The organism is Vibrio sp. St2, assembly GCF_947311885.1.
GTDB classification, from domain to species: Bacteria; Pseudomonadota; Gammaproteobacteria; order Enterobacterales; family Vibrionaceae; genus Vibrio; species Vibrio coralliilyticus.
The window spans coordinates 268344-294480 of sequence record NZ_CAMZNA010000005.1 but is presented as its reverse complement, the minus strand read 5'-3'; the positions used below and the strand labels follow the sequence as shown (position 1 = coordinate 294480).

Here is a 26137-nt window from a genome sequence, read left to right as displayed (position 1 = left end):
GGCTCCCCCTGCGGGACTCGAACCTGCGACATACGGATTAACAGTCCGCCGTTCTACCAACTGAACTAAGGGGGAATTGCGTTTAAGCGCTGCGAATATTATCGGTGAGACGAAACGCTGTCAACCTCAAAATCGCCTGAATGGTCTAAATTTTTTTGCTAAAAAGTGCTTTACTTTTTTGTAGCCCTTGATGTGCCTAAGCTAGATTTACTTATCCACCAAAATTGTGGATAACTATGTTGATGAATCTTGAGCAATGAATAAGCTGAGCAATAATAGGTGTTTAGCTCTAAAAATAATCATAAAAGATCATTAGCTAACTTGTTGTATATTAAAGCATCAGGTGAAGGTTAGATCTGTTCTTATGATTTTTAGGATTTTTTGATCAATGTGGACAAGTTGAGATTTTAACTAGAAATGTGAATAAGCTGTGTGAGAATTTTGGGAGATTATTAAGATGGTTCCCGAGTAGGGCGAGAGATAATAGCAGGATTGAATATTGGGATCTAGCGCTAACAGTGCAAAATTTCTAAAACAGAGAGTTATTTTCTCTCTAGCTATTGTTTCTGTATATTTATACAGTCAAAATAGACCGAATTTATTCTTCATGTGCGGGTGAGGTGCAAATGAGCAAAGTTTTTGATTTGGTTTCGGATTACCAACCGTCAGGTGACCAGCCAACAGCGATTAACCAGTTACTGGAAGGGTTGGATTCAGGTCTCGCTCATCAAACTTTACTGGGGGTTACTGGCTCAGGTAAAACTTTTACCCTTGCCAATGTGATAGCACAGGCTCAGCGCCCTGCGATTCTACTCGCACCGAATAAAACTCTGGCTGCACAGCTTTATGGTGAGATGAAATCATTTTTCCCTAATAACGCTGTCGAGTACTTCGTCTCTTACTACGACTATTACCAGCCTGAAGCCTACGTACCGACGACCGATACATTTATAGAGAAAGATGCCTCTGTAAACGCCCACATTGAACAAATGCGCCTGTCCGCGACCAAAGCCTTACTTGAACGCAAAGATGCCATTATTGTGGCGTCTGTTTCCGCAATTTACGGTCTGGGTGATCCTCAGTCTTATCTACAAATGATGTTGCACGTACGCCGCGGGGATGTAATGGATCAGCGAGATATTTTGCGCCGTCTGGCTGAATTGCAATACAGCCGCAACGATGTGGCATTTGAGCGAGGACAGTTCCGTGTTCGTGGTGAAGTGATCGATGTTTTCCCGGCGGAATCCGATCAAGATGCGGTACGTATTGAAATGTTTGATGATGAAGTCGACTGTATCAGTATCTTCGACCCACTGACGGGTGTGGTCAAGCAGCGCGATTTACCTCGTTTTACCATCTATCCGAAAACGCACTATGTTACGCCAAGAGATAAGATCTTGGATGCGATTGAAAATATTAAGGTTGAGCTGGAAAGTCGCAAAAAGCATTTGTTGGATAACAACAAGTTACTTGAAGAGCAGCGCATTTCTCAGCGGACTCAATTTGATATTGAAATGATGACAGAGCTTGGCTTCTGCTCTGGTATCGAAAACTATTCTCGCTACCTCAGTGGTCGCAGTGAAGGCGAGCCGCCACCGACCCTATTTGATTACTTGCCCCATGATGGTTTGTTAGTGATCGACGAATCTCACGTAACCGTGCCGCAAATTGGCGCCATGTTCAAAGGTGACCGTTCACGTAAAGAAACGCTGGTGGAATTTGGCTTCCGTTTGCCTTCTGCTTTGGATAACCGGCCGCTCAAATTCGAAGAGTTTGAATCTCTCGCACCACAAACCATTTTTGTATCCGCAACGCCAGGTAACTACGAACTAGAGAAATCAGATGGCGAGGTGGCTGATCAGGTCGTTCGTCCAACAGGTCTGCTTGATCCTGAATTGGAAGTTCGCCCAGTGGCGACTCAGGTGGATGATCTGCTATCAGAAATCCGTATTCGATCTGCTAAGGACGAACGTGTGTTGGTCACCACGCTAACAAAACGTATGGCAGAAGATTTAACAGAGTACCTGACGGAACATGACGTACGTGTTCGTTATCTCCACTCTGATATCGACACGGTTGAACGTGTGGAAATTATTCGAGATCTGAGACTGGGTGAATTTGACGTTTTGGTCGGGATCAACTTGCTTCGAGAAGGTTTGGATATGCCGGAAGTGTCGTTGGTCGCTATTCTGGACGCTGACAAAGAAGGTTTCCTACGTTCCGAGCGTTCGCTGATTCAGACTATTGGTCGTGCGGCACGTAATATTAGCGGTAAAGCTATTCTTTATGCCGATAGTGTAACGAAATCTATGCACAAGGCGATGGGAGAAACCAACCGTCGTAGAGAGAAACAACAAGCCTATAATGATAAGATGGGCATCGAGCCGCAGGCACTAAAACGTAATATTAAAGATATTATGGAACTTGGCGATATTGCTAAGAGCAAAAAACAACGAACTAATAAGCAGGTTCCGTTGTCCAAGGTCGCAGAGCCGTCCCAGTCTTACAATGTGATGACACCACAACAGCTTGAAAAAGAGATTAGCAAGTTGGAAGCACAGATGTATCAGCATGCTCAAGATCTGGAGTTTGAAGCGGCGGCTGAGAAACGAGATCAAATTGAAAAATTGCGTCAGCAGTTCATTGTGAATAGCTGATTTCGTGTTATGGCCTCCGACTGACAGATAAAAAAATAGCCAGTAGAAATAAATTCTATTGGCTGTAATTTGTGAATACTAAGTTCACTAACAACGTCAGTTGGCTAGGTGACCCATAAGGGTCAATGTTATAACAGCATTTAACGTGCCAATTTTTTTACGCCAATTTTAGGGCGTTTCTCGTTTTTTAAGCATTAAATTTGCAAAATGCAAAGCGCAATGCAATCATTTATACAAATTGCGAAGAAAAATTCGGCTAGGTTATGCAACATAATACGCAAACACAAAAGTCCAAATATCTTTTGATGGTTGAAGACACTGCGTCGGTCGCGGCGTTGTACCGTTCTTATCTCACCCCTCTGGGTATCGATATCAACATTGTTGGTACCGGGCGCGATGCCATTGAAAGCCTCAACTTTCGCACTCCTGATTTAATCCTATTGGACCTTCGTCTTCCCGACATGACAGGTATGGATGTTTTGCATGCAGTGAAACAGAAAATGCCTGATGTTCCAGTGATCTTCATGACGGCCCATGGCTCGATTGATACCGCTGTAGAAGCGATGCGTCATGGTGCTCAGGATTTCCTTATCAAGCCGTGTGAAGCGGACCGACTCCGTGTCACGGTTAACAACGCTATTCGCAAAGCGACCAAGTTGAAAAATGAAGCTGATAATCCGGGTAACCAGAATTATCAAGGCTTTATCGGTAGTAGCCACACTATGCAGGCTGTGTATCGTACCATCGACTCCGCCGCATCCAGTAAAGCCAGTATTTTCATCACTGGTGAAAGTGGTACGGGTAAAGAGGTGTGTGCAGAGGCCATTCATGCGGCAAGTAAGCGTGGTGACAAGCCCTTCATCGCGATCAACTGTGCGGCTATTCCAAAAGATCTGATTGAAAGTGAATTGTTTGGTCATGTGAAAGGCGCGTTTACCGGCGCTGCCACTGATCGACAAGGCGCGGCTGAGTTGGCTGATGGAGGCACGCTGTTCCTTGACGAACTGTGTGAGATGGATCTGGATCTGCAAACTAAGCTACTACGTTTTATTCAGACGGGTACCTTCCAGAAAGTCGGCTCTTCGAAAATGAAAAGCGTCGACGTGCGTTTCGTCTGTGCAACCAACCGAGACCCTTGGAAAGAGGTGCAGGAAGGTCGCTTCCGTGAAGACTTATATTATCGTTTATACGTAATTCCTTTGCACCTACCTCCTTTGAGGGAGCGTGGCGATGATGTCATAGAAATTGCTTATTCTCTGCTAGGCTTTATGTCTAAAGAGGAAGGAAAAGACTTTGTCCGACTGGCACCAGAAGTCGTAAGCCGCTTCGCTCAATACGAGTGGCCGGGTAATGTTCGTCAATTGCAAAACGTACTGAGAAACGTCGTGGTTCTTAACAACGGTGAAAACATCTCCATGGATATGTTGCCGCCTCCATTGAATCAGCCAGTCGAAAATCAGATCAGGGTAGACTTGCAGGACAAAGACAGTTTTTCTGTGCATGACATTTTCCCTCTGTGGTTAACAGAGAAGAAAGCTATTGAGCAAGCGATTCAGGCCTGTGAAGGGAATATTCCTAAAGCCGCGGGCTATTTAGATGTCAGTCCATCAACGCTTTATCGCAAGCTGCAAAACTGGAACACGAAGGAAACACAGTAATCGATCATGGAAGTGTTAAATCAAACTAAAATAGACCGACTGGCAAGTGAAATTGGTGCTGATAATGTACCGATTTTGCTTGATATCTTTCTTGGGGAACTAGCGCAGTACATCGAAAAGCTCAGTACCGACGAAGGACTGGATAAAGATGCTTATCTCAAAGAAATTAGTCATGCTCTGAAAAGCAGTGCTGCAAGTTTTGGGGCTGAATCTCTATGTGCGTATGCGGTGGAAGTGGACGCGAAAGCTAAATCAGGTCAGACGCTCGATATCTCAGCGACGCAGCAACAGATGGTAGCGCTGTTGAGTGAAACCCAACAGCGCTATAAAGCGTTACTCGCACAATAACGACTCAACGGCAGACTGTAATTTGCTTCTGTCGTGTCGCCAGTCTCGATTCGGTGAAGCGAGAGGAATTGTTATGCAATTCCAATCACTTAACTCAGGGTGAGGTTCCTCGCCCAATACCACATCAATCTTTCGACCGCGGCAGGCGCGTTCGCACCATTCCAACTTCTCTTTCAGAGTCATCTTACCCGCAGGACCGTATTCTGGAGAGAGGTTCTCGACGAAGACAAGCTGGGCTTTTTGGTTGTCCTCAATGGCTCGGCCAATTTCAGGTAACAGCAATGGTGGCATAATACTGGTTAGAAAACTGCCCGGGCCAAGAATGATCGCATCCGCTTGTTCTATCGCAAATACACCCTCACTGGTTGCGGGAACTTCAGGCTCCAAGTCGAGACGAACCAGTTTTTCAGGCATTTCATCGACACTGGTTTCTCCTGTTACCCACTGACCGTTAGGAGCAAGCGCTTTAAGGTCAGCAGGGTGCTCCGTCATTGGGATGATATTCACATCGACTTTAAGCATGTTGCGGATAAGGTTAATGGCATCCAAAGGTCGAACTGAGAGGTTATCGAGGCCAGTCAGCATTAAGTTACCTAAGTTGTGACCATCCAATTCGCCAGACCCTTTGAAGCGATATTCAAACATCATCGAACTGATTGAGGGTTCAGTAATTAACTGGTTAATGCAGTTGCGGGTGTCACCCCAGGCGATACCGCCCTGACAATTACGTATCCTACCAGTTGAGCCGCCATTATCTGTAGTGGCAACAATGCCTGTCGCATTTTCACCAAAGTCTTTCAAAGCCGCCAGCATGCGTCCAAGGCCGTGGCCACCACCAACGGCGACCACTTTTTTCGTGCAGTACAGAGTCATTAATTTTGTTCTTATTTGATTATATTCATCTACAATCTAGAATAATCGAACCGCTCAAAGTACTCAATACGGGGTATTTTGGGCGCTGGGTGTGATTTTTTTATCTTGAGGGTAGAAACACGCACAATTATTAAGTATTTTATCGTCAGCTACTGTTGTTAAGTATTGGTCTTAATAGGCAGTTGCCATAACTCCGAGCTCATCAGGCTAAGTTCATAGTGAATAAGCGTGCTGAGCCAGTGACAAATTGTCACAAGGGCATAATTGGAAATGATTATCGCCTCCCGTGTTTGGAAAGGTGTTCCGTGGCGCAACAATTCGAAGATAGATTTCAACGCAAGTTTTATTACTTGCGTCTCTCCGTTACAGATGTCTGTAACTTTAAATGCACATATTGTCTGCCTGATGGTTATAAACCTTCGGGACAGAAAAACTCGTCTTTTTTAACGCTTCCTGAGATAAAACGTGTGGTCAGAGCATTTGCTGACTGTGGTACGTCGAAAGTTCGTATCACAGGAGGTGAACCGAGCTTGCGTAAAGACTTCACTGATATCATTCATACTGTGGCCGAAACTGAAGGTATCAATAAGGTGGCAACGACCACCAATGGCTACCGAATGGAGAAGCAGGTTGCTGACTGGAAGCAGGCTGGACTGACACATATTAACGTTAGCGTTGATAGCCTCGATCCTCGCATGTTTTATCAGATCACTGGTGAAAACAAATTTACCGAAGTGATGGCTGGTATCGACCGAGCCTTTGAAGTCGGCTATGAGCAGGTCAAGGTGAACGTGGTATTGATGAAAGACCTCAATTCTCATGAGTTGCCAGCGTTTCTAAACTGGATCAAAGACCGCCCAATTCAGCTGCGTTTTATTGAACTGATGCAAACTGGTGAGATGGATCAGCTCTTCCACAATCATCATGTTTCAGGTGTAGCGATTCGTAATCAGCTGATTGCCAATGGTTGGCTACTTAAAGCGCGTGCAAACAACGATGGACCTGCTCAGGTGTTTATCCATCCTGACTATCAAGGTGAAATCGGTCTGATTATGCCTTACGAAAAAGACTTTTGTGAGAGCTGTAACCGCTTACGTGTATCGGCCAAAGGCAAATTGCACCTGTGTCTGTTTGGTGAACATGGTGTTGAGCTGCGTGATTTACTACAGCAAGACTCGCAAGAAAATGCGTTAATTCAGCGTATTCAGGAGCAGTTACAGACTAAATCAGTGAGCCACTTCCTCCACGATGGTAATGCGGGCATGACGCCGCATCTGGCGTCGATTGGTGGCTGAACACTGATACTCAATTCTCAAATCATATTATGTTGGGCTAAGCCTCAGCTTGGCGCAATCTGAACAAATCGAAATAGGTAGGTGAACAAATGGGTCACGCAGAAAGTAAATTTCAACCAGCAAACATTGCCGTACTAACCGTCTCTGACACACGCACAGAAGAGAATGATACTTCTGGCGCGTATCTGGTTGAGAACGCAAAAGAAGCGGGTCACAACGTTGTGGACAAGCAGATCGTGATTGACGATATGTACAAAATCCGTGCGATCGTTTCTCAGTGGATTGCGGATGAAAGCGTGCAAGCTGTGATGATTACCGGTGGTACGGGCTTTACCTCTCGTGATAGTACACCAGAAGCACTTAAGCCTCTGTTTGACAAAGAAGTAGAAGGTTTTGGTGAGCTGTTCCGTCAGGTGTCGTACGAAGAAATCGGTACATCGACCATTCAATCACGCGCGATTGCGGGCTTTGCGAACCATACTGTCATTTTTGCAATGCCGGGTTCGACAGGTGCTTGTCGTACTGGCTGGACAAAAATCATTAAGCAGCAGTTGGATGCCAGCCATCGCCCTTGTAACTTCATGCCACACCTTTCTGTATAAGCAGGTAGCACTATGAGTCAGTTCACTCACATTAATGCCTCCGGTGAAGCCAATATGGTCGACGTATCGGCAAAAAATGACACTGTTCGTGAAGCGCGAGCTGAAGCTTTCGTTCATATGGCACCGGAAACCTTGCAGTTGATTGTTTCGGGTCAACATCATAAAGGGGACGTGTTTGCGACCGCTCGTATTGCGGGTATTCAGGCAGCGAAGAAAACTTGGGATCTGATCCCGCTTTGCCATCCGCTTCTTCTTTCAAAAGTCGAAGTTCAGTTGGAAGCGATTGAATCTGAAAACATGGTTCGTATTGAGTCTGTGTGCAAACTTGCAGGTAAGACCGGGGTTGAGATGGAAGCTCTAACCGCGGCGTCAGTGGCGGCGTTAACCATCTACGACATGTGTAAAGCGGTGCAGAAAGACATGGTTATTGGTCAGGTTCGTCTGCTGGAGAAAACCGGCGGCAAGTCAGGTCATTTTAAGGTGGATGCATGATTAAAGTACTGTTCTTTGCCCAAACCCGTGAATTGGTTGATACCAATGAACTTGAACTAGAAGCTCGTTTTGAGACCGTTGAAGCACTACGCGCAGACCTTGCTACCCGTGAAGGTAAATGGGACTTAGCGCTGGAGCCTGGTAAATTACTGGCAGCGGTTAACCAGTCCATTGTGCCTTTTGAGCATCCTTTGAACGATGGCGATGAAGTGGCTTTCTTCCCTCCTGTGACAGGAGGTTGATGATGGAACGTGTGTCTGTTCAGTTCGAAGACTTTTCTGTTGGCGCTGAGTACGAAGCTCTCGCACAGTGCACAGCCTCTGGCGCCGTCGTTACATTTGTTGGCAAAGTACGAGACATGAACCTTGGCGACAATGTTACAGGGCTCTCTCTGGAGCATTATCCGGGGATGACAGAAAAAGCACTCGGCGAGATTTGTCAGCAAGCCGAGCTGCGCTGGCCTTTGCTTGATGTTCGCGTTATTCACCGTGTCGGTGATTTGGATATTGGTGATCAAATCGTATTTGTTGGTGTGTCTAGTGCGCACCGCGGTGCGGCGTTTGAAGCGTGCGAATTCATCATGGATTATCTAAAGACCAAAGCACCGTTCTGGAAAAAGGAACGCACAACGGAAGAGACTCGCTGGGTTGAATCCCGAGAGTCGGATGCGAAAGCCGCCGAACGTTGGAAATCATAAAAAACAGGCCCTCTTGATGACGGGCCTGTTTTGTATTTGATTTACATTTTGTGGATGGTGCCTCGTTGGTGTTTTTTGGCAAAGAACAAGGCTTTGTCTGCAATTCCCACAAACTTTTCTGCGGTCATATCTGCGGGGATTGGATCGCAATGACGAATTCCAACGGTAATTGTCAGGTATTGGGTAACGTGTGATGTCCTATGCTCCAGCGCAAGTTGCGCGATCGCATCAAGTAGGTCTTGTGCGTGCTGAATACACGTATGTTCCGATATGCCGGGAACAAACACCAGAAACTCATCGCCACCATAACGAAAGCATAGATCGTTGTTGTGCGCCCACTGTTTGATTGCACTACCGACCGCTTTTAATGCTTCATCTCCTTTGATGTGCCCATAGTGATCATTGAACTCTTTAAAGCAATCGATATCGATCATAAACACGGCTGCTCCCATGCCCTTTACTCTTGCCAGCTCAATAGAATCCGGTAATAAAGCATCCATGGCATAGCGGTTATAAACTTGGGTCAAGTGCTCAATTAAGGTCAGCCGCTCGAGCTCACTTTGCTGCTCTGCCAGTTTATTGAGAGCGCGTTGATATTCAGAGATGTTGCGTACGGTCCAAAGCACATACTCCGTATTGGGTAAAGGGATTACCAGAGCGCTAAAGTATTGGATCTCCGCTGGTCCCTGGATGCCTTCAAAGCAAGTGAGGTCTTTGGGATCAAGCGAGTAGCTGAGCTCAGCGGGTTTTTGATTATCGATGACATCAACAATCACTTGACTGAACCACACTGCTTTGTCTGCAGGTAGCACCTGATATTGATTGAGCCCGATTAGTGATGCTGGGTTGTGATGGCGTTTGGTGTCTGTGCCACCCCAAGCCTCAACATAGATACCGGATTTATTGATCAGAAAGGTAGGCTCAGGCAGTGATTCAAAAACAGCATGCATGAGGTCTGGGTTTCTGGCGATTGCCGCTGAAAATGTCGAATTCACGAGCCTCATCCTTAACTGCTTTCTGTCTTCTAACTATAGTTTATTCAGAGAACACAGTACTTATACAAACATAAGGCTCAATAAGATGAATGTGCAAATGACGAAAAGAGCGCTGATCATTGCGGCGGTGGTGGGCACCTTACTCAATTTGATCAATCAGTATGATGCAATTCTGGGAGAAGGTTCTGTTAATTGGGCCAAAGCGTCTTTGACCTACTGTGTGCCATTTTGCGTCTCACTATTCAGTAGCTGGTTGGCGGCACGTGACGCTCAGGCTAACTGTCCCGGCGAGTAGTTTTGTGATAGGTAACGCCTATTGGAAAAATTGTTGTTTTCAATTTAGTAAAATCAAGAAATTAGACAACAATTACAATATGGCAAGCGTGACTTGCTCGTTAAGGAGACACAAATGGAATCATTGAAAGTAAGAGATTACATGACATTGCAAGCCGTGACGTTTAAACCTGAAATGTCACTAAGTGCTGCGCTGGAAAAAGTGATGAAGTCGAGTTATCTCGGTGGACCGGTTATTAACGAAAAAGAAGAAGTGATTGGTTTTCTTTCAGGACATGACTTGCTAGATAAACTGGTTAAGGTCAGTTACTACTGTCAGGATACTCACATTGTGTCGGACTGCATGCATCCTGATGTTATTTCGGTTGGTCCAGATACCTCGATTATTGAGCTGGCAGATATGATGCAAGTGGGTAAACCGAAAGTGTATCCGGTGATTGATAACGGCAAGCTCGTCGGCATTATTACGCGTCGAGATGTGCTCAGAGCGGTGGCGAAGAATCTGGACGATTGCTTTAAGCATCCGGTATAGTGATGTGTTACAAACTGTAAAAGAGGCGCAAATATGCGCCTCTTGTTGTTATTGATACCAGCAAAGTCCGGGGAGAAGCATGCAGAATCAGAGCGCTAAATTTGTTGAAGGTTCAACCATGCGCCACATATTGGTGATGTCCGGCGCAGGTTCTGTTGGTTTAATGGCCCTGTTTGTTGTCGACTTACTGGATATGCTGTTTATCAGTATGTTAGGGCAAGTGGAGCTGGCGGCTGCGGTCGGCTTTGCTGGCACACTGGTGTTTTTCTCTACTTCAATTTCTATTGGTACATCCATCGCAATGGGGGCACTAGTCTCTAAGGCAATAGGGGCTAAGCAGCGCGATCATGCCAGGCAACTGAGTAGCAGCATTATTGCCACCGCTTTTGTCATCAGCAGCGTAGTCAGTGCGGTCATGTTTTTCTATATTCCCGAATTGCTGCACGCGATAGGTGCTAAAGGGTACGTGGCAGAGCGCGCCGAAGCTTATCTGAGAATCCTTATTCCGAGTGGCCCTGTGATTGCCATTGCCATGTCTGCGGGCGCGGGCTTAAGAGCAGCTGGAGATGCGAAACGCTCAATGTGGGCGACACTGGCAGGTGGTATTGCTAACGCTATTCTCGATCCAATTTTCATCTTTGGTTTTGGATGGAATGTGGAAGGTGCCGCGATTGCTACCGTTTTTGCTCGATTTACCGTGCTGTTTTTCTCTATCTACCCTCTGATTCGTGTTCATAACTTGGTTGCACGCTTGTCGCTGCCTGCGTGGAGTAACAATCTCAAAGCAATTCTGACTATTGCGATTCCAGCCATTATCACCAATATCGCGACCCCGATTGGCAACGCAATCGTAACAACGTCAATCGCGCAATATGGCGAAGATTTTGTTGCAGGTTATGCGGTTATCGGACGATTGATTCCTGTATGTTTTGCGGTGATATTTGCTCTGTCTGGGGCCGTTGGGCCAATCATCGGCCAAAACTTCGGAGCAGAGCGATTTGATCGTGTACGTGACACGTTAAACAACTCACTAATCGTGACCACCACCTACACGATTCTGGTTTGCTTCATTCTCTACTTCGCACAATCGTTGGTGATTTCTGGGTTCAGCTTGAAAGGTGATGCCGCCGTTATTGTCTCCGCCTTTTGCACCTATGTGGCCGTGAGCTTCATTTTTAATGGGGCGCAATTTGTCGCCAACACCTCTTTCAATAATCTTGGTAAACCGCTTTATTCGACAGCATTAAACTTAGGTAAAGCGACGTTAGGGACGTTGCCGTTTGTTTATTTAGGTTCGAGTTGGTTTGGGGCACTGGGCGTGCTGTATGGTCAAGCGCTTGGCTCGATTGTATTTGGCATCCTGGCGACCTTTGTTTTACGCATGCACTTGGCTGATTTAATGAAAGGTGAAACCACTGAGCTGGTGGAGGAAGATCCGTCGATTACCAGTATCAACTCTCAGCCGTTTTGTACTCATGATGCAGTCTTGATTGATGAAGTAGCCAGTCAGAAAGAAATTTTGCCTCAGGAAGCAAAAAAATAGTTGACCTTGGAGTAGACTCCAAGGTTTATGATTAAGGTGTACATTCAATGGAGATAAGTTTATGTGCACCAAACATCAAGCATGTCGTTCAGACAAAGTGGCGGTTAATCCCTCAAATACAGGCTCTTGTGCCAGCCCAAAAATTTCAACTATTAAGATGGTAGGCGTAGAAACGGCGGATTCTGGCTGCTGCAGCTCAGACAGTTGTGGCAGTGGCACTGATCCAGCCGATGAAGAAAGTGACTCCGGTCTGTCACAAAACCCTCGAATGACGCAAAGCTGGAAAATCGGTGGTATGGACTGCCCATCCTGCGCGCGAAAAATTGAAACTGCCGTTAACAAAGTTGATGGTGTTGTTGAAGCCAAAGTTCTGTTTGCGACAGAAAAATTGGTTGTAAAAGTAGACCACTCTGGTGTGGCGCAACTGGTAGAACAAACCATTCTAGATACTGGCTTTAGCTTTGCCAGCCCCAACTCTTCTTCTAATCAAAAAACGGCTTCTGGCTGGAAACATATCTTTAAGCAAAACGCGCAGATTATCGCCATTGCATCGGCGATGGCAATTGCAGCAGTGCTCAAACCCGCTCTTCCTCTGGTCAGCGAATGGATGTTTATCCTGACGTGTTTGGCTGGCCTGTATCCTATCGGTAAGAAAGCCATTGTATTAGCCAAATCAGGTACGCCCTTTGCCATTGAAACACTAATGAGTGTGGCTGCACTGGGTGCTCTTTATCTGGAGGAGACCGTTGAAGCGGCCATGGTATTACTGCTGTTTTTGATTGGTGAGCAGTTAGAGGCCTTTGCGGCTTCTCGTGCCCGCAGCGGCGTGCAAGCCTTGATGGAATTGGTGCCGGAAACCGCGACCAAAATCATTGACGGTCAGCGCGTTGAAGTCTCAGCCAGTGAGTTACAACCTGGCGATATCATCGAGGTCTCGCCCGGAGCAAGATTGCCTGCAGATGGCAAATTGGTCGGTGATGCAGCCAGTTTTGATGAAAGTGCATTGACTGGTGAATCCATCCCAGTCGAGCGTTACCAAAACGAATCTGTCATGGCTGGTGCTGTTGTGGTGGACAAAGTGGTGCGCTTCACGATTACCTCTAAACAAGGTGAGAATGCCATTGATCGTATTCTTCATCTGATTGAAGAAGCAGAATCACGTAAAGCGCCTCTGGAACGTTTCTTAGATAAATTTAGTCGTTGGTACACACCACTCATGATGATGGTGTCGCTGTTTGTGATTATCGTGCCGCCAATGTTCTTTGCTCAGCCATGGGAAACTTGGGTATATCGTGGTCTGGCGTTGCTGTTGATTGCATGCCCTTGTGCACTGGTGATCTCCACACCAGCTGCGATTACATCGGGGCTGGCTGCGGCAGCAAAACGTGGGGCTCTAATCAAAGGTGGAGCGGCGCTAGAACAGCTTGGAAAGATTGAAACCATCGCCTTCGACAAGACGGGTACTTTGACTAAAGGTAAACCGGAAGTAACGGACATCATTACTCTTGGTGATGTGCAAGAGTCGGAGTTGCTTGAGAACATTGCGGCTATCGAAGTCGGCTCAAGTCATCCGCTGGCTGTCTCGCTGGTTAACAAAGCCAAATCAGCAGGTATTCACTTACCAGAAGCTTTGGACAAACAGGCATTGATAGGTAGTGGTGTTCGCGGTGTGGTGAATGGGGTTGTGTATCAGGCAATTGCACCAAGTAAGCTTGGGTTTGAGATGAGCGGTGATATCGAATCTCGTATCCAGCAGATGGAAGAGCAGGGCAAAACGGTAGTAGTAGCCGTGCAGAACGAAAACACAGTAATGGGCCTGATTGCTTGGCAAGATACCTTGCGTGAAGACTCCGCGCAAGCAGTGAAAGCGTTGAGAGGCTTAGGCATCAATTCGATTATGTTAACGGGGGATAACCCGCGCAGTGCGCAAGCGATCAGCTCAATGATCGATATTGATTTCAAAGCCAGCCTGCTGCCTCAGGATAAAGTAACCTATGTTGAGGAGCTGTCCTCCAACGCGAATGTCGCTATGGTTGGTGACGGCATCAATGATGCTCCTGCGATGAAAGCATCAAGCATCGGTATTGCTATGGGTGGCGGTACGGACGTTGCTCTTGAAACCGCAGATGCTGCAATCACTCACAACCGTTTAGTGGAGCTGGCAGGTATGATTGATCTGTCGCGTGCGACACTAAGCAATATTCGTCAGAATATCTTCTTAGCTCTGGGTCTGAAGGGAGTGTTCTTAGTGACCAGTTTATTGGGTATTACTGGCCTCTGGGTGGCAGTATTAGCAGATAGTGGGGCAACAGCGATTGTGACGCTGAATGCGCTTCGGCTATTGAAATTCAAGTCTCAGCAGGATTAGCCCATTCACAACATTTCTGGTTAAACGCTCAGCCTCTGTATCTATGGTGCAGAGGCTGTTTTTTATGCAACACCAGAAGCTGATTTGTATAAAAATGTGATGCCAACCGATTTTATGTGCAATGCTAATACTGTTTGCGCTCATCAATGTGAGTTTTATCACTCTTTGGGGGGCGTGAGTCAGATAAAGTATTCCTGTACCCAATGAAATTTATAGAACGAACAGGTTCGTGTGTTGAATCAAGTTTCGTCAAACTAAGGAGCCCCCTATGTCTCAAGCCGTATTTCACTTAGGCGTTACTGAAGCTGATCTTGCAGGTGCAACATTAGCGATTATTCCAGGTGACCCTGCGCGCGTTCAAAAGATCGCAGAAGAAATGGAGAATCCGGTATTTTTGGCAAGCCACCGCGAATACACGCTTTACCGTGCTGAACTAGACGGTAAGCCGGTTGTTGTTTGTTCTACTGGTATCGGCGGCCCTTCTACTTCAATCGCTGTTGAAGAGTTAGCGCAGCTAGGTGTTCGTACTTTCTTACGCGTGGGTACAACGGGCGCAATTCAGCCACACGTTAATGTTGGTGACATGATCGTTTCAACAGGTTCTGTTCGTCTAGATGGTGCAAGTCTTCACTTTGCTCCAATGGAATTCCCAGCAGTTGCTGATTTTGAAGTAGCTACAGCAATGAAAGCTGCTGTTGAAGAGTCTGGTGCAGATGTCCACATGGGTGTAACTGCATCTAGTGACACGTTCTACCCTGGTCAGGAACGTTACGATACTTTCTCAGGTCGTGTAGTGAAGCGTTTCCAAGGCTCTATGAAAGAGTGGCAAGATATGGGTGTGCTGAACTTTGAAATGGAGTCTGCAACACTGCTAACGATGTGTGCGAGCTCAGGCTTGAAAGCTGGCTGTGTGGCGGGTGTTATCATCAACCGTACTCAGAAAGAGATCCCGGATCATTCAACGCTAAAAGAAACTGAAGCGCGTTCAATCAAAGTTGTGGTTGAAGCTGCACGTAAGATGCTTTAATCAAGCAAACTTTTCCCTTTCTAAAGCCCTGCTCATTGAGCGGGGCTTTTTATTTACTCTATACACATATGCTCTCAAAAAAGCTAAAAACACGGTTTTAGCTTTTTCAGAACCAGTAAGAAACCTTCCGTTCCTATCTCAGCCTAGCTTCTTTACTTTGTGCCAGCTTTGAACGACAGCCAGTCGTTAGGAATTACACAAGTTTTATGAGGGAAATCCGTGTCAAAAATATTCTTCGCTATCAGCACACTTATTCTAACCAGTCAGTGTTATGCCCTAGAAAACCCATTTGATCACGTTTCAGCTGGCCTGCACATTAGCAATGCGGGTGAGGGACTGTATGGAGACGAGGATGCAAGAGAAGGTTTAGGAGCCTATTTGGATGCTTCTTGGAACTTCTATGATCAGCTTTTTATTCAGGCTCGTTACGATGAGTCAAGTATAGAGGGAGCTGAGCGTCAGACCAGCAACGCATCTTCGCAGTACTCAGGTAAAGAACATTTCGGGAGCGCGAATCAATACATTGGTCTGGGTTATTTCTTGTCGTTGGGAAGATTTAAGCCATATGCAGCTGTTGGTTGGAGTGAGCTTAAAAAGAGTCAAAGGTCTTTCACCAATGAAGAATACGATTCTATGCATCCGGAAGATTATGTTGCTGTACGTGATGAGGTGATTCGGTTTGAAGATGGTATGTCGTTGGAATTAGGAAGCGTCGTTAGCTTAAGTGACAATGATAGACTGAACATTTTTTACAACATCAGTTATTTCGAAGAGGACGGCATGGACATCTATAAGCACGAAATCCACTTAAACAATGACTATTACTTTTCGAATCACTGGGCGCTCAACACCAATTTTGTCTATCGAGAGCTAAAATTTGCAGATTTTGATTTGGAAAAAAAAGCGAACGACAACATTTTTCAGATAGGGGCGACGTACTCCTTCTAGACAGATTTAGCTGCCTCTTCGGTAAGAGGCAGCCTCTATTCTCTAGTGATCATTAGCGTTTTTAGTTCACCTTCTTTTGCTTCGACTATCAGCTTATCTTTGTCACGATAGATAACGTTGAATGAATCGACCAAGGTCAAGTCTTCAGAAAAGTACAGTTGTGTGTAGGGTTCCGAAATCAGCTCCGGTAGTGAAGTCTCTTGCATTGATTTAGTTTTAGAAACGATCTGATAGGCATATTCGGCATCTTTATTGAGTTGGCCAAATACAGAGAAGACTTCAGTTCGTGGCAGCTCATTCCCTTCTAGGATGAGTGTTGCATGAAAGCTACCATCTTCATTGATCAAAATATTGATATTCTCTTGCCATTTTTCTGCTTTGTATGGGTGAGTAATAATATTGCTGTTGAATACGCCACCTCTGAAATTAATATCACTTTCAAAAACAACAGAACCCCAAATCGCTAAAGAACTAATGATAAGTAAAATATAATACCGCTTCATCATTCATTGCCCCATTTTTTTATAAATACATCCCATTCTTCTTTATCAATAAAGTAATTGTTACTACTCTTATTTTTTGAACTAAATGTTGATAATTCATAAGTGTCTTTATTCTTATAATAAAAATAGGAACACTCGCAAGGCATATCCTTTATTCTATCGATAAGCTCTTGAGGTAAAGGCTGATCCTTGCGTTTTAATACCGTCTTAGTTGATATTTTCATAATGTGGTATTGTTCATCAATAAAGGTTGTATTAAAAAAGTAATTGTTACTGACAGACCACAGCGCAGTGCTAAGCATTATCGCTGAAAGAGAGACAATACTTGCTTTGATGAATTTTTGGGGGACTTTTTCAACCCGAGAGGCGGCCATATTCTCGCTTTCTCTTTCAACACGTTTTGCTTCAAAATAATTGCAAACCCACATATAGCCTTTATTAGGAATAGTTTTTATTTCGATGGTTTTGGAGTGTCGAGTTGCTGAGCGAAGATTAAAAATAGCTTTGTGCAACGAGGAGTCAGTAACAATACTGTCTGGCCAGCCTACTGAGATAAGGTGATTCTTTGATATGACCTGATTATTATTTTCCATAAAGTGGATAATAATCATTAGTTCATTATAGTTTAGTTTGTTTTCATGACTATCTATTTTTATAGACATTTCTTTTCTGTCTAAGATTAAGTCATCACAATAATAAACGATACTATCGTTTTTACTCATAGAAAAATAGAATTAAGATTTTAAGTCAATTCTATAATTTTAGACTAAGTTGTAAAGTTTGAATTAAGATATTTTATGTAATTTTTACATTATAAGAGCGCCACAAATCATGTGGCGCTACTACTCATTAGTTAAAAGCAACTTTAGGCAGGGGTAAATACAAACTTTCAGTGATGTTTGACAACATCTGGTCGTACACCTGAGAAATGATTAGGGAGATGTCTGTCGTCAGTTGGTATAGCTCTTCTACGGAAAGCACCATGTCATCGGAAGCCCCGATTTCAGACAAAGTATGCATGGACTTTGAGCTTAGCGGTGAGGCAATCGACATTGGGCAAATCAGTGATAGCTGATTGAGCTTACGCCTAGATTTATCACAATAGTATTTCACACGCAACATTCCTTCAGGGTAGTGAGCTTCCTGAATGGAAACACGCAGTTGAGTGAGCACTTCCATGCTGTCGAGGACTTGTTGCCAGTTAAGGTGATACTCATCACTCAATTCTCCTCGCCCAGATTCGATCAACCAAGCGATGGCGACTTCATCCATTAAGAACATACAGTGGCGAATGGCGTGTCCGTGAACGACTTGATTGCGAGCGATTGAACGATGAGACCATTCTTTATGTAATCCCTTGAGTTTCAATTGCAGAATTCGATACATAGGTTTGTTTTCAAACTGTGCAACTGCAATAAGCTCGCCCGATTTCTCCATCATTTGGTCATAAATTCGTTCTAACTCAGGAAAGCTCTGAGATTGATTTTGGTTGGATAGCGCTTGATGAGTGAGCGATCTGTGCTGTCGACCAAGCAGCAAAACTTGCCTAAGTAATACGAGAATGTCGAATTTTCTCTGTAGTGTCGTTTGACGATGTTTTGAAAAGTGAAACAGCGTCAGCAAAATGCCTACGGATATAATGATAGAAATGAGTACAAACATGACTGACTCCTTGTTGCTTGATACCTCTTAATGGGTAGAGCAGCTTTGATGCCAGAATTTTATCTATTATATTTCAATAACTTAATTTTATTAGGTGCTCTTCTGTGCTCTTAGAAGGTGCATGAACTCACCAAAAGTGTGAATTAGGGCACAAAAAAGCCCCGCTTTAGAAGCGGGGCTTATGTAACTAAAAGTCAGTTGACTTACATGACACGCATGCCTGGCTGGGCACCTTCGTGCGGCTCTAGGATCCAAAGATCACTGCCACCTGGGCCTGCTGCCAGTACCATGCCTTCAGACATGCCGAACTTCATCTTACGTGGTTTAAGGTTTGCCACCATCACCGTGTGCTTACCGATCAGATCTTCAGGTTTGTAAGCGGACTTAATGCCTGCAAATACCTGACGCACTTCACCACCGATATCCAACTTCAATTTGAGAAGCTTGTTTGCTTTTGGTACTTCTTCACACTCAACGATTTTAGCAATACGAAGATCAACTTTCGCAAAGTCATCGAATTCGATTTCGTCCGCAATTGGCTCTTTATCAAGCTCAGTCTGACTCGCTTTGTTCTTTGCTGCTTCTGCCGCTTCTTTTGCTGCAACTTCTGCTGCTGCGTCTTCTTTTGAAGCTTCAACCATTGCTTCAACCTTCTTAGGATCGATGCGGTTGAATAGCGCTTTGAACTTAGTGATTTCGTGACCAGTTAGTGGTGCAGCGATACCTTCCCAAGTCAGTTCTTCGTTTAGGAAGCCTTCAGTTCGTGCAGCAAGCTCTGGCATAACTGGTTTCAGATAAGTCATCAGAACGCGGAATAGGTTAATACCCACAGAACAGATGTCTTGCAGTTCTTGGTCTTTACCTTCTTCTTTCGCTACAACCCACGGTGCTTTTTCATCAACGTATTGGTTTGCTTTGTCTGCCAGTGCTGTGATTTCACGGATAGCACGGCCAAACTCACGAGTCTCAAAAAGCTCTGCGATACGATCAGCAGCTGCAACGAATTCGTTGTATAGCTCAGGCTCAGCGAAGTTGTCAGACAGCTTGCCTTCGAAACGCTTACTGATGAAGCCTGCGTTACGAGACGCTAGGTTAACGATCTTGTTGACCACGTCAGCGTTAACGCGCTGAGTGAAATCTTCAAGGTTAAGATCGAGATCATCGATACGGCTGTTTAGCTTAGCAGCGTAGTAGTAACGCAGACATTCTGGGTCTAGGTGGTTTAAGTAAGTAGCGGCTTTGATGAATGTGCCTTTTGACTTAGACATCTTAGCGCCGTTTACGGTTACGTAGCCGTGCACAAATACGTTGTTTGGCTTACGGAAACCACTGCCTTCAAGCATTGCAGGCCAGAATAGAGAGTGGAAATAAACGATGTCTTTACCGATGAAGTGGTAAAGCTCAGTGGTACTGTCTTTCTTCCAGTACTCATCGAAATCTAGGTCATCGCGCTTGTCACATAGGTTTTTGAATGAACCCATGTAACCGATAGGGGCATCTAGCCATACGTAGAAGAACTTGTCTTTCTCACCTGGGATTTCAAAGCCGAAATATGGTGCATCACGAGAGATGTCCCACTGTTGAAGGCCTGACTCAAACCACTCTTGCATCTTGTTTGCAGTTTCCGCTTGCAAAGAGCCAGAGCGAGTCCACTCTTGCAGCATGCTTTCAAACTGAGGTAGATCGAAGAAGAAGTGCTCAGAGTCTTTCATTACTGGAGTTGCACCAGATACTGCTGACTTAGGATCAATCAGTTCAGTCGGGCTGTAAGTCTCACCACAGTTATCACAGTTATCACCGTATTGGTCTTCTGACTTACACTTAGGACAAGTACCTTTTACGAAACGGTCCGGTAGGAACATCTCTTTTTCAGGGTCAAACAGCTGAGAGATAGTGCGGCTAGAGATAAAGCCGTTCTTTTTCAGCTCTAGGTAGATGTGTGAAGCCAGCTCACGGTTCTCTTCAGAGTGTGTGCTGTGGTAGTTATCAAAGCTAATATCGAAGCCAGCGAAGTCTTTCTGGTGCTCTTCACTTACTGCAGCGATCATCTCTTCTGGCGTAATACCCATCTGTTGTGCTTTTAGCATGATTGGCGTGCCGTGAGCATCGTCAGCACAGATGAAGTTTACAGTGTTGCCACGTAGGCGTTGGTAGCGAACCCAGATGTCAGCTTGAATGTGCTCAAGCATGTGACCTAGGTGAATCGAACCGTTAGCGTACGGGAGGGCACAAGTGACCAGTAGTTTTCTTGGATCGTTTGCCATACTTAATAATCGCTTCTTAAGGTGTATAAAAATAGAGAGTAATACTACCTTATCCCACCAGTGACTCCAAGGAGTCATCAGCGCGATTACCTTAGTTTTTTCGGGGTTCAGTCCTGCGCTGCTCAGTGCTACGATTAGATGCATAAGGAGGACCTATGCGTCAGTTCACTTCAAAGCAAGATTTTTGTGCTTGGTTAAACCAATTTGAGCACCCGAGCTTAGCTCCGCAATGGGCATCTGTGGCCAATATTGTCACGGTCGGAGCAAATGCTATCCAGATCGCCATTCCATTTGCTGCTAAAGCACTCGTTAGCGAGTTGTCTGAATGGGTTCAGTCTCAGCAACAAGGCGGTGAGGTTGCCGCTTTTGAGTGCGAGATTACCGTGGTACCTAAACCATTGGAAACTCATGTTGGCCATGAAGTTAAAGGGGTGAAAAATGTCATCGCAGTGACGTCTGCGAAAGGTGGTGTCGGTAAATCCACAACTTCAGTCAACCTAGCGCTCGCCATGGCGCAATCAGGGGCAAAAGTCGGGTTACTTGATGCGGATATTTATGGGCCGTCCGTACCTATGATGCTTGGCCAGCAAAATGCGACACCGGTTGTTCGCGATGATAAGTGGATGCAGCCTATTGCTGCGCATGGCATTTACACACATTCGATTGGTTATCTGGTATCGAAGGATGAAGCAGCCATCTGGCGCGGGCCGATGGCGTCTAAAGCGCTGGCTCAATTGCTAAATGAGACAGAGTGGCCAGAGCTGGATTATCTGGTGATCGATATGCCGCCGGGGACGGGAGATATTCAGTTGACACTCGCGCAGCAAATTCCGGTGACCGGAGCTGTGATAGTGACCACACCACAAGATCTCGCATTAGCAGACGCGCGCAAAGGTGCGGCAATGTTTGAGAAGGTGCAAGTTCCAGTTGTGGGGTTAGTTGAGAACATGAGTTACCACATTTGCAGCCATTGTGGTGGTAAAGAACACATCTTTGGAGCGGGTGGCGCCGAGAAGATGTCGAGTGAATATGGTCTCGATTTATTGGCTCAAGTTCCTCTGCACATCTCTATGCGTGAAGACATTGATAACGGTTGTCCGACGGTGGCAGCGCGGCCAGATTCTGAACATGCAGCTCAGTATATTCAACTGGCTGAATCCGTATGTGCCCGAATGTACTGGCATGGCAAAGAAAAGCCGGCATCTATCCAATTTACAATGGTCGAGTAACGATAAAATGAGTGCTTTTTAAGCACTCGTTTCTTCATCTTATAGCTTGTAATCGTTTGCGTTGCGCTTATTTATTCCATTTGTAGGTTTGGGCTAAATCCTCACTAGTAACTGCAGGCCGAACTCCCTATAATCAGGCGGTTTATCTATTACACACTAATACACAATGTGTGCTTTTATGCACAATGCTAGTATTAGAACACGACACCAATTCAATTCATCGGGTGCAAGAATAATGTCTGATAATAATCAATGCGTCATCGTCGGTATTGCTGGCGCGTCTGCTTCTGGAAAAAGTTTAATCGCCAGCACTATCTACAACGAGCTTCGTGAGAAAGTGGGCGATCATCAAATTGGTGTGATTACGGAAGATTGCTACTACAACGATCAGGGTCACCTGAGCATGGAAGAGCGTGTTAAGACCAACTACGACCACCCGAGCGCGCTGGATCATGACCTTCTGTGTGAGCATCTTGAAATGCTGACTCGTGGCGAAGCAGTCGAAGTACCAGAATACAGCTATACAGACCACACACGTACAGAAAATACCTCATCTATGACACCAAAGAAGGTGATCATTCTGGAAGGTATTCTTCTTCTGACTGATCCACGTTTGCGTGATTTGATGCACGCGACCGTCTTTATGGACACGCCTCTCGACATTTGTTTGCTGCGCCGTGTGAAGCGCGACGTGGAAGAGCGAGGCCGTACAATGGAATCAGTACTGAAGCAGTACCAAGAAACAGTGCGTCCTATGTTTATGCAATTTATCGAACCTTCAAAGCAATACGCGGACATCATCGTTCCTCGTGGCGGTAAAAACCGTATTGCTATCGATGTACTAAAAGCTCACATTGCAAAACTTTTGAAAGCTTAAGCCCTTATCTCATTCAGGCGCTTTATTTTTTATGTAAGAAGTGGCACTTTAAGTGCCACTTTCTTTTTATGTCTCATAAAAGTTTTCCGACAAGACTTATACTTGGGATATTTGTCCACTCACGTCTGGCAATACCCGAATAGCAAGGATAATGCTGATGAAGAAACTGTTCCTATTTATAGCGATTCCTCTAGTAATCATTATCGGTGCTCTATTGGCACTGGTACTTTTGGTTAACCCAAACCAATTTAAACCTCTTATTGTTGAGCAAGCGCAGAAACAAACTGGCCTTGAGCTAGTGATTGAAGGCGATATCAGCTGGCAATTCTTCCCATCTATCGGCTTTGAGCTAGGCAAAACGGAACTGCGTAACCCACAGGGTTTTAGCCAGCCAAACATGTTCAAAGTAGAAACTGTGGGCGTTGATGTCTCCGTTATGCCTTTATTCAGTCAGCAGCTTGAAATTGGCAACATCACTCTTGATGGCGCAGAGTTTTACCTCGAAACACTCAAAGATGGCCGTAAGAACATTGATGCTTTGACACAGGCTCAAAATACGCAGACGGAAGCCGTGACAACGGATGCGCCAAACACAGAAGCGCCTGCGGATTCTGCTCCGACAGAGTCAAGCCCAAGCCCAGCTTCTACTTGGACGATCAATCTTGCTGGAGTCACAGTCTCTAATGCTGCGGTTGAAATTCAGGATAAGCAGGCTGGTTCCTACACTAAGCTCTACGATGTGTCGCTCAACTTGTCTGAGTTTGCGGTAGATACTTGGACCAAAGCTGATTTTGCCGCCAAAGGCGAAAACAACCAGCAAAAGTTCACGGCGCAAGGTAGTGCCGAATTTAAGCTAGCAAAAGGCTTTGCTGAGTATGCGCTGCGTAACATTGACCTCAATGCGAGCTTTAGCGACCCGGCAACCAAGATGGATTCAATCAAGTTAGGGTTGGAAACGTTTGAGTTTGATAAAGCAAATGCTTTGACTTACAGCATTGCAGGTCAAGCGGCTGGTCTTGACATCAATATGAAAGGCGCTGGTGCACTGACGGTAGACAAAGCGATTTCTAAAGTGGTGATGAACAAACTGACGTTGGATGCAACATTCAAAGGTGACTCGCTGCCGCAATCGCCAATGAAAGTGGATATGGCATCCGATCTGACGTTTGATCTGACAAAAAGTCACTTGAGCTTTGTGTTAGAGAAGTTAACCGCCAACGCACTCGCTTTTGATGGTAAGGCGGACGTGACGCTAGGTGATATTCCAAAAGTGCGTTTTGCTCTGCACAGTCCAAACATTGACTTGGATGAGTTCCTTGGTCTGAATAAGACAGCAGAGAATACTTCAGCATCAGGTACAGCAGGTACGCAAAATACAGGCTCGACAAGCTCTAGTAGCGCTTCTGCATCGACAAGTAAGCCACAGGCCGAAGTAGAACCTGATCTGTCAGCGTTGAAGACGTTGGACGTCAAAGGTGACATTACCATTGATGAGTTCAAAGCCAGCAACGCCAGAATGCAGAACGTCAAAGCGAGCTTCTATGTCAATCGAGGTATTGCTGAGTTGACATCGTTCTCATCAAACTTGTACCAAGGTTCAATTACTGCAACCGCTAAATTGGATGCACGTAAGAGCCCAGCTTCTTACACAGCGAAGAAGAAAATCAAAGGAGTTAAAGTTCAGCCGTTGCTGAAAGACGTGGCAAATAATGACATGCTGGAAGGGACGGGTAATATTGATGTTGACGTTAAAGGCAGTAGCTTGACGCCAACAGGTATTCAGAAAAACTTGGTAGGGACTATTGGCATTAACTTCACCGATGGTGCCGTTAACGGCATCAACGTTGCACAATTGATTCGTGAAAACTACGCCAAAATAAAAGGCCAGAAAGTTGAGTCCAGCAATGAGACGCAAAAGACGGACTTTAGTGCGATGAAGGCGACGCTGAAACTAAACAAGGGCAACGTGTCGACCAACGACTTAACCATGCAATCACCACTGCTGCGCATTCGTGGTAATGGTAGCGCCAATTACCTGAATCAAACTGTCGACTTCACGGTCAGCACTTCAATCGTTGGCTCGCTAGAAGGGCAGGGTGGTAAAGACATTGATGAGTTGCGTGATGTAACGATTCCAATCAACATCTCTGGTTCTTGGCAGCAGCCTAAATTCAAGCTGGTTTTCGATGATGTTCTGAAGCAAAAAGCGCAGAAAGAAATTGATCGCGGCCTGAAGAAGCTCGATGAAAAACTGGGCGACAAGATCAAAGATGAAAAGACCAAAGAAGCGGTGAATAGCTTACTGAAAGGTTTATTTAACTAATCTACTTGGATATCAATTGAAAGCGCACCCTAGGGTGCGCTTTTTTGTTTCTGGCCCGCTTACAAAGTCATTACAAGTGCTTACAGATTCATATTGTGAATGTGAGTAGAGTGGAGTTCTGACTAAGGAGGGAACATGAAACGACTGATTTTTCTTTTACCATTTATGGCCGTGCCAGCGCAGGCTGGGGAATTCGATCCTAGCCCCTACGCTAAACAAGGCTGTCCGGCTGATTTCCTTACACAAAAAGCAACGGTGTTTAATGCTGTTACGATTTGTGCAACGAACCAGGTGCCGATTGATAAACTGCGCCACGCTGCGAATGTTGCCGCACAGTGGTTGGACAACGATCAAGATGGTCAGGTTGACCAAACGGGTATGGTTAATGAGCTTCAGGGTAATCGAGCAACCTTGGTTATGAGTGCCAGAGGATTTAGTGACCAAGCGTTTGAGCAAATGGACATCGATGGCATTGTTGGGCAGGACTTGTCCGCCGAAGAAACCAATCCAGATGCGGATCGAGATGCCTCCCAAGAAGAGATTCATCATTTGATCCTGAACGCAGGCTGGCAGGGGCTGTTTCCGAATGTATTCAGCGATCAAAATTCGCAGCAGAGTGAATTGTATCGCCAATGGCAAACGGCAGAACAGAAAGGTTACTACTTTTATGATGACCCGACCTGCGATGATGCGTGTAAAGTTACCGAGTTCTTCTATCTGGCAACCGCTGCGTATTCAGGCTCTCAGGCGGATTTGTTTTCTGATGAGATGAGACTTAAAACGAGAAAAGCATTGAGCGATAAATTGCCCGGTACAGTTGCTATCATGGAATCAGAAAGCTATCACTACCCCAATCACATATGGCCTGATGGACATTATAAGCATCAAAACAACATCCATATTGAATAGAGATACAGTGCCAACGGCACGTAAGAGTGGCGTAGACTGAC

At 45.4% G+C, this 26137-nt stretch carries 24 protein-coding genes, 1 tRNA gene and 1 riboswitch; of the genes, 18 read left to right on the top strand and 7 right to left on the bottom strand.

Annotated elements, in window-relative coordinates:
* Positions 1 to 2: 2 nt before the first annotated feature.
* Positions 3 to 75: transfer RNA gene (locus tag QMA41_RS16870), tRNA-Asn, on the bottom strand.
* 551 nt (positions 76 to 626) lie between these two features.
* Here QMA41_RS16870 and uvrB point away from each other — a divergent pair.
* The 3 genes from uvrB (at position 627) to luxU (ending at position 4663) form a co-directional block, all read left to right on the top strand.
* Positions 627 to 2657, top strand: a complete 2031-nt coding sequence (gene uvrB / locus QMA41_RS16865) for an excinuclease ABC subunit UvrB (protein WP_281630218.1) — start codon at positions 627 to 629, stop codon at positions 2655 to 2657.
* Between the two features lie 263 nt (positions 2658 to 2920).
* Positions 2921 to 4315 (top strand): quorum-sensing sigma-54 dependent transcriptional regulator LuxO, encoded by a 1395-nt coding sequence (gene luxO, locus QMA41_RS16860; RefSeq protein ID WP_019275536.1) that lies wholly within the window; start codon positions 2921 to 2923, stop codon positions 4313 to 4315.
* Positions 4316 to 4318: 3 nt separating this feature from the next.
* Positions 4319 to 4663, top strand: a complete 345-nt coding sequence (gene luxU / locus QMA41_RS16855) for a quorum-sensing phosphorelay protein LuxU (protein ID WP_029236080.1) — start codon at positions 4319 to 4321, stop codon at positions 4661 to 4663.
* Here luxU and QMA41_RS16850 read toward each other — a convergent pair.
* Positions 4649 to 5536 (bottom strand): YvcK family protein, encoded by an 888-nt coding sequence (locus tag QMA41_RS16850; RefSeq protein WP_281630217.1) that lies wholly within the window; start codon positions 5534 to 5536, stop codon positions 4649 to 4651. The genes luxU and QMA41_RS16850 overlap by 15 nt on opposite strands.
* Positions 5537 to 5715: 179 nt before the next feature.
* Positions 5716 to 5853: riboswitch (molybdenum cofactor riboswitch) on the top strand.
* Between QMA41_RS16850 and moaA the strand changes: the two genes are divergently transcribed.
* The 5 genes from moaA (at position 5842) to moaE (ending at position 8622) form a co-directional block, all read left to right on the top strand.
* Positions 5842 to 6831, top strand: coding sequence for a GTP 3',8-cyclase MoaA (gene moaA / locus QMA41_RS16845; RefSeq protein WP_171346949.1), 990 nt, complete (start codon positions 5842 to 5844; stop codon positions 6829 to 6831). It overlaps the preceding riboswitch by 12 nt.
* An 89-nt stretch (positions 6832 to 6920) precedes the next feature.
* Positions 6921 to 7433 (top strand): molybdenum cofactor biosynthesis protein B, encoded by a 513-nt coding sequence (moaB, locus tag QMA41_RS16840; RefSeq protein WP_006963014.1) that lies wholly within the window; start codon positions 6921 to 6923, stop codon positions 7431 to 7433.
* 12 nt (positions 7434 to 7445) lie between these two features.
* On the top strand, positions 7446 to 7925 hold the full coding sequence (gene moaC, locus QMA41_RS16835) for a cyclic pyranopterin monophosphate synthase MoaC (protein WP_006963013.1): 480 nt from the start codon (positions 7446 to 7448) through the stop codon (positions 7923 to 7925).
* Positions 7922 to 8167, top strand: coding sequence for a molybdopterin synthase sulfur carrier subunit (moaD, locus tag QMA41_RS16830; RefSeq protein ID WP_281630216.1), 246 nt, complete (start codon positions 7922 to 7924; stop codon positions 8165 to 8167). The genes moaC and moaD overlap by 4 nt, the downstream gene beginning before the upstream one ends.
* Positions 8167 to 8622 (top strand): molybdopterin synthase catalytic subunit MoaE, encoded by a 456-nt coding sequence (gene moaE / locus QMA41_RS16825; RefSeq protein WP_281630215.1) that lies wholly within the window; start codon positions 8167 to 8169, stop codon positions 8620 to 8622. The genes moaD and moaE overlap by 1 nt, the downstream gene beginning before the upstream one ends.
* Before the next feature lie 41 nt (positions 8623 to 8663).
* On the opposite strand, the gene QMA41_RS16820 is transcribed toward moaE, so the two are convergent.
* A complete protein-coding gene (locus QMA41_RS16820; RefSeq protein ID WP_281630214.1) occupies positions 8664 to 9617 on the bottom strand; it encodes a GGDEF domain-containing protein in 954 nt (317 codons plus the stop codon).
* An 85-nt stretch (positions 9618 to 9702) separates the two neighbouring features.
* Between QMA41_RS16820 and nrtS the strand changes: the two genes are divergently transcribed.
* From nrtS to QMA41_RS16790, 6 genes are all read left to right on the top strand, one after another.
* Positions 9703 to 9912, top strand: a complete 210-nt coding sequence (gene nrtS / locus QMA41_RS16815; RefSeq protein ID WP_006963009.1) for a nitrate/nitrite transporter NrtS — start codon at positions 9703 to 9705, stop codon at positions 9910 to 9912.
* A gap of 114 nt (positions 9913 to 10026) precedes the next feature.
* A complete protein-coding gene (locus QMA41_RS16810) occupies positions 10027 to 10443 on the top strand; it encodes a CBS domain-containing protein (RefSeq protein ID WP_006963008.1) in 417 nt (138 codons plus the stop codon).
* Positions 10444 to 10522: 79 nt separating this feature from the next.
* Positions 10523 to 11986, top strand: coding sequence for an MATE family efflux transporter (locus tag QMA41_RS16805; RefSeq protein ID WP_281630213.1), 1464 nt, complete (start codon positions 10523 to 10525; stop codon positions 11984 to 11986).
* Positions 11987 to 12047: 61 nt separating this feature from the next.
* Positions 12048 to 14354, top strand: a complete 2307-nt coding sequence (locus QMA41_RS16800; RefSeq protein ID WP_281630212.1) for a zinc/cadmium/mercury/lead-transporting ATPase — start codon at positions 12048 to 12050, stop codon at positions 14352 to 14354.
* Positions 14355 to 14622: 268 nt separating this feature from the next.
* Positions 14623 to 15381, top strand: a complete 759-nt coding sequence (udp, locus tag QMA41_RS16795) for a uridine phosphorylase (RefSeq protein WP_006963005.1) — start codon at positions 14623 to 14625, stop codon at positions 15379 to 15381.
* Positions 15382 to 15600: 219 nt separating this feature from the next.
* Positions 15601 to 16329 carry an outer membrane beta-barrel protein gene (locus QMA41_RS16790; RefSeq protein WP_281630211.1) on the top strand — a complete coding sequence of 243 codons (729 nt, stop codon included), beginning with the start codon at positions 15601 to 15603 and terminating at the stop codon, positions 16327 to 16329.
* Between the two features lie 35 nt (positions 16330 to 16364).
* On the opposite strand, the gene QMA41_RS16785 is transcribed toward QMA41_RS16790, so the two are convergent.
* The 4 genes from QMA41_RS16785 to metG all read right to left on the bottom strand — a co-directional run bounded on the left by QMA41_RS16785 (position 16365) and on the right by metG (position 20758).
* The gene (locus tag QMA41_RS16785; RefSeq protein WP_281630210.1) at positions 16365 to 16835 is read right to left on the bottom strand and encodes a hypothetical protein; all 471 of its coding nucleotides are present in this window, start codon (positions 16833 to 16835) and stop codon (positions 16365 to 16367) included.
* Entirely contained in the window at positions 16832 to 17554 is a 723-nt protein-coding gene (locus QMA41_RS16780; protein ID WP_281630208.1) for a winged helix-turn-helix domain-containing protein, read from the bottom strand. Before QMA41_RS16780 ends, QMA41_RS16785 begins: the two co-directional genes overlap by 4 nt.
* 127 nt (positions 17555 to 17681) lie before the next feature.
* Positions 17682 to 18494, bottom strand: a complete 813-nt coding sequence (locus QMA41_RS16775) for a hypothetical protein (RefSeq protein ID WP_019276533.1) — start codon at positions 18492 to 18494, stop codon at positions 17682 to 17684.
* A 203-nt stretch (positions 18495 to 18697) separates the two neighbouring features.
* Complete coding sequence (metG, locus tag QMA41_RS16770) at positions 18698 to 20758, bottom strand: methionine--tRNA ligase (RefSeq protein WP_281630223.1); 2061 nt, start codon at positions 20756 to 20758, stop codon at positions 18698 to 18700.
* Between the two features lie 155 nt (positions 20759 to 20913).
* Here metG and apbC point away from each other — a divergent pair, with 155 nt between their 5' ends.
* The 4 genes from apbC to QMA41_RS16750 all read left to right on the top strand — a co-directional run bounded on the left by apbC (position 20914) and on the right by QMA41_RS16750 (position 26096).
* On the top strand, positions 20914 to 21987 hold the full coding sequence (apbC, locus tag QMA41_RS16765; RefSeq protein WP_281630207.1) for an iron-sulfur cluster carrier protein ApbC: 1074 nt from the start codon (positions 20914 to 20916) through the stop codon (positions 21985 to 21987).
* 235 nt (positions 21988 to 22222) lie between these two features.
* Entirely contained in the window at positions 22223 to 22864 is a 642-nt protein-coding gene (udk, locus tag QMA41_RS16760; RefSeq protein ID WP_006962998.1) for a uridine kinase, read from the top strand.
* Between the two features lie 157 nt (positions 22865 to 23021).
* The gene (locus QMA41_RS16755) at positions 23022 to 25187 is read left to right on the top strand and encodes an AsmA family protein (RefSeq protein WP_281630206.1); all 2166 of its coding nucleotides are present in this window, start codon (positions 23022 to 23024) and stop codon (positions 25185 to 25187) included.
* A 135-nt stretch (positions 25188 to 25322) separates the two neighbouring features.
* Positions 25323 to 26096 (top strand): hypothetical protein, encoded by a 774-nt coding sequence (locus tag QMA41_RS16750; protein ID WP_281630205.1) that lies wholly within the window; start codon positions 25323 to 25325, stop codon positions 26094 to 26096.
* The last annotated feature ends 41 nt before the right edge of the window (positions 26097 to 26137 follow it).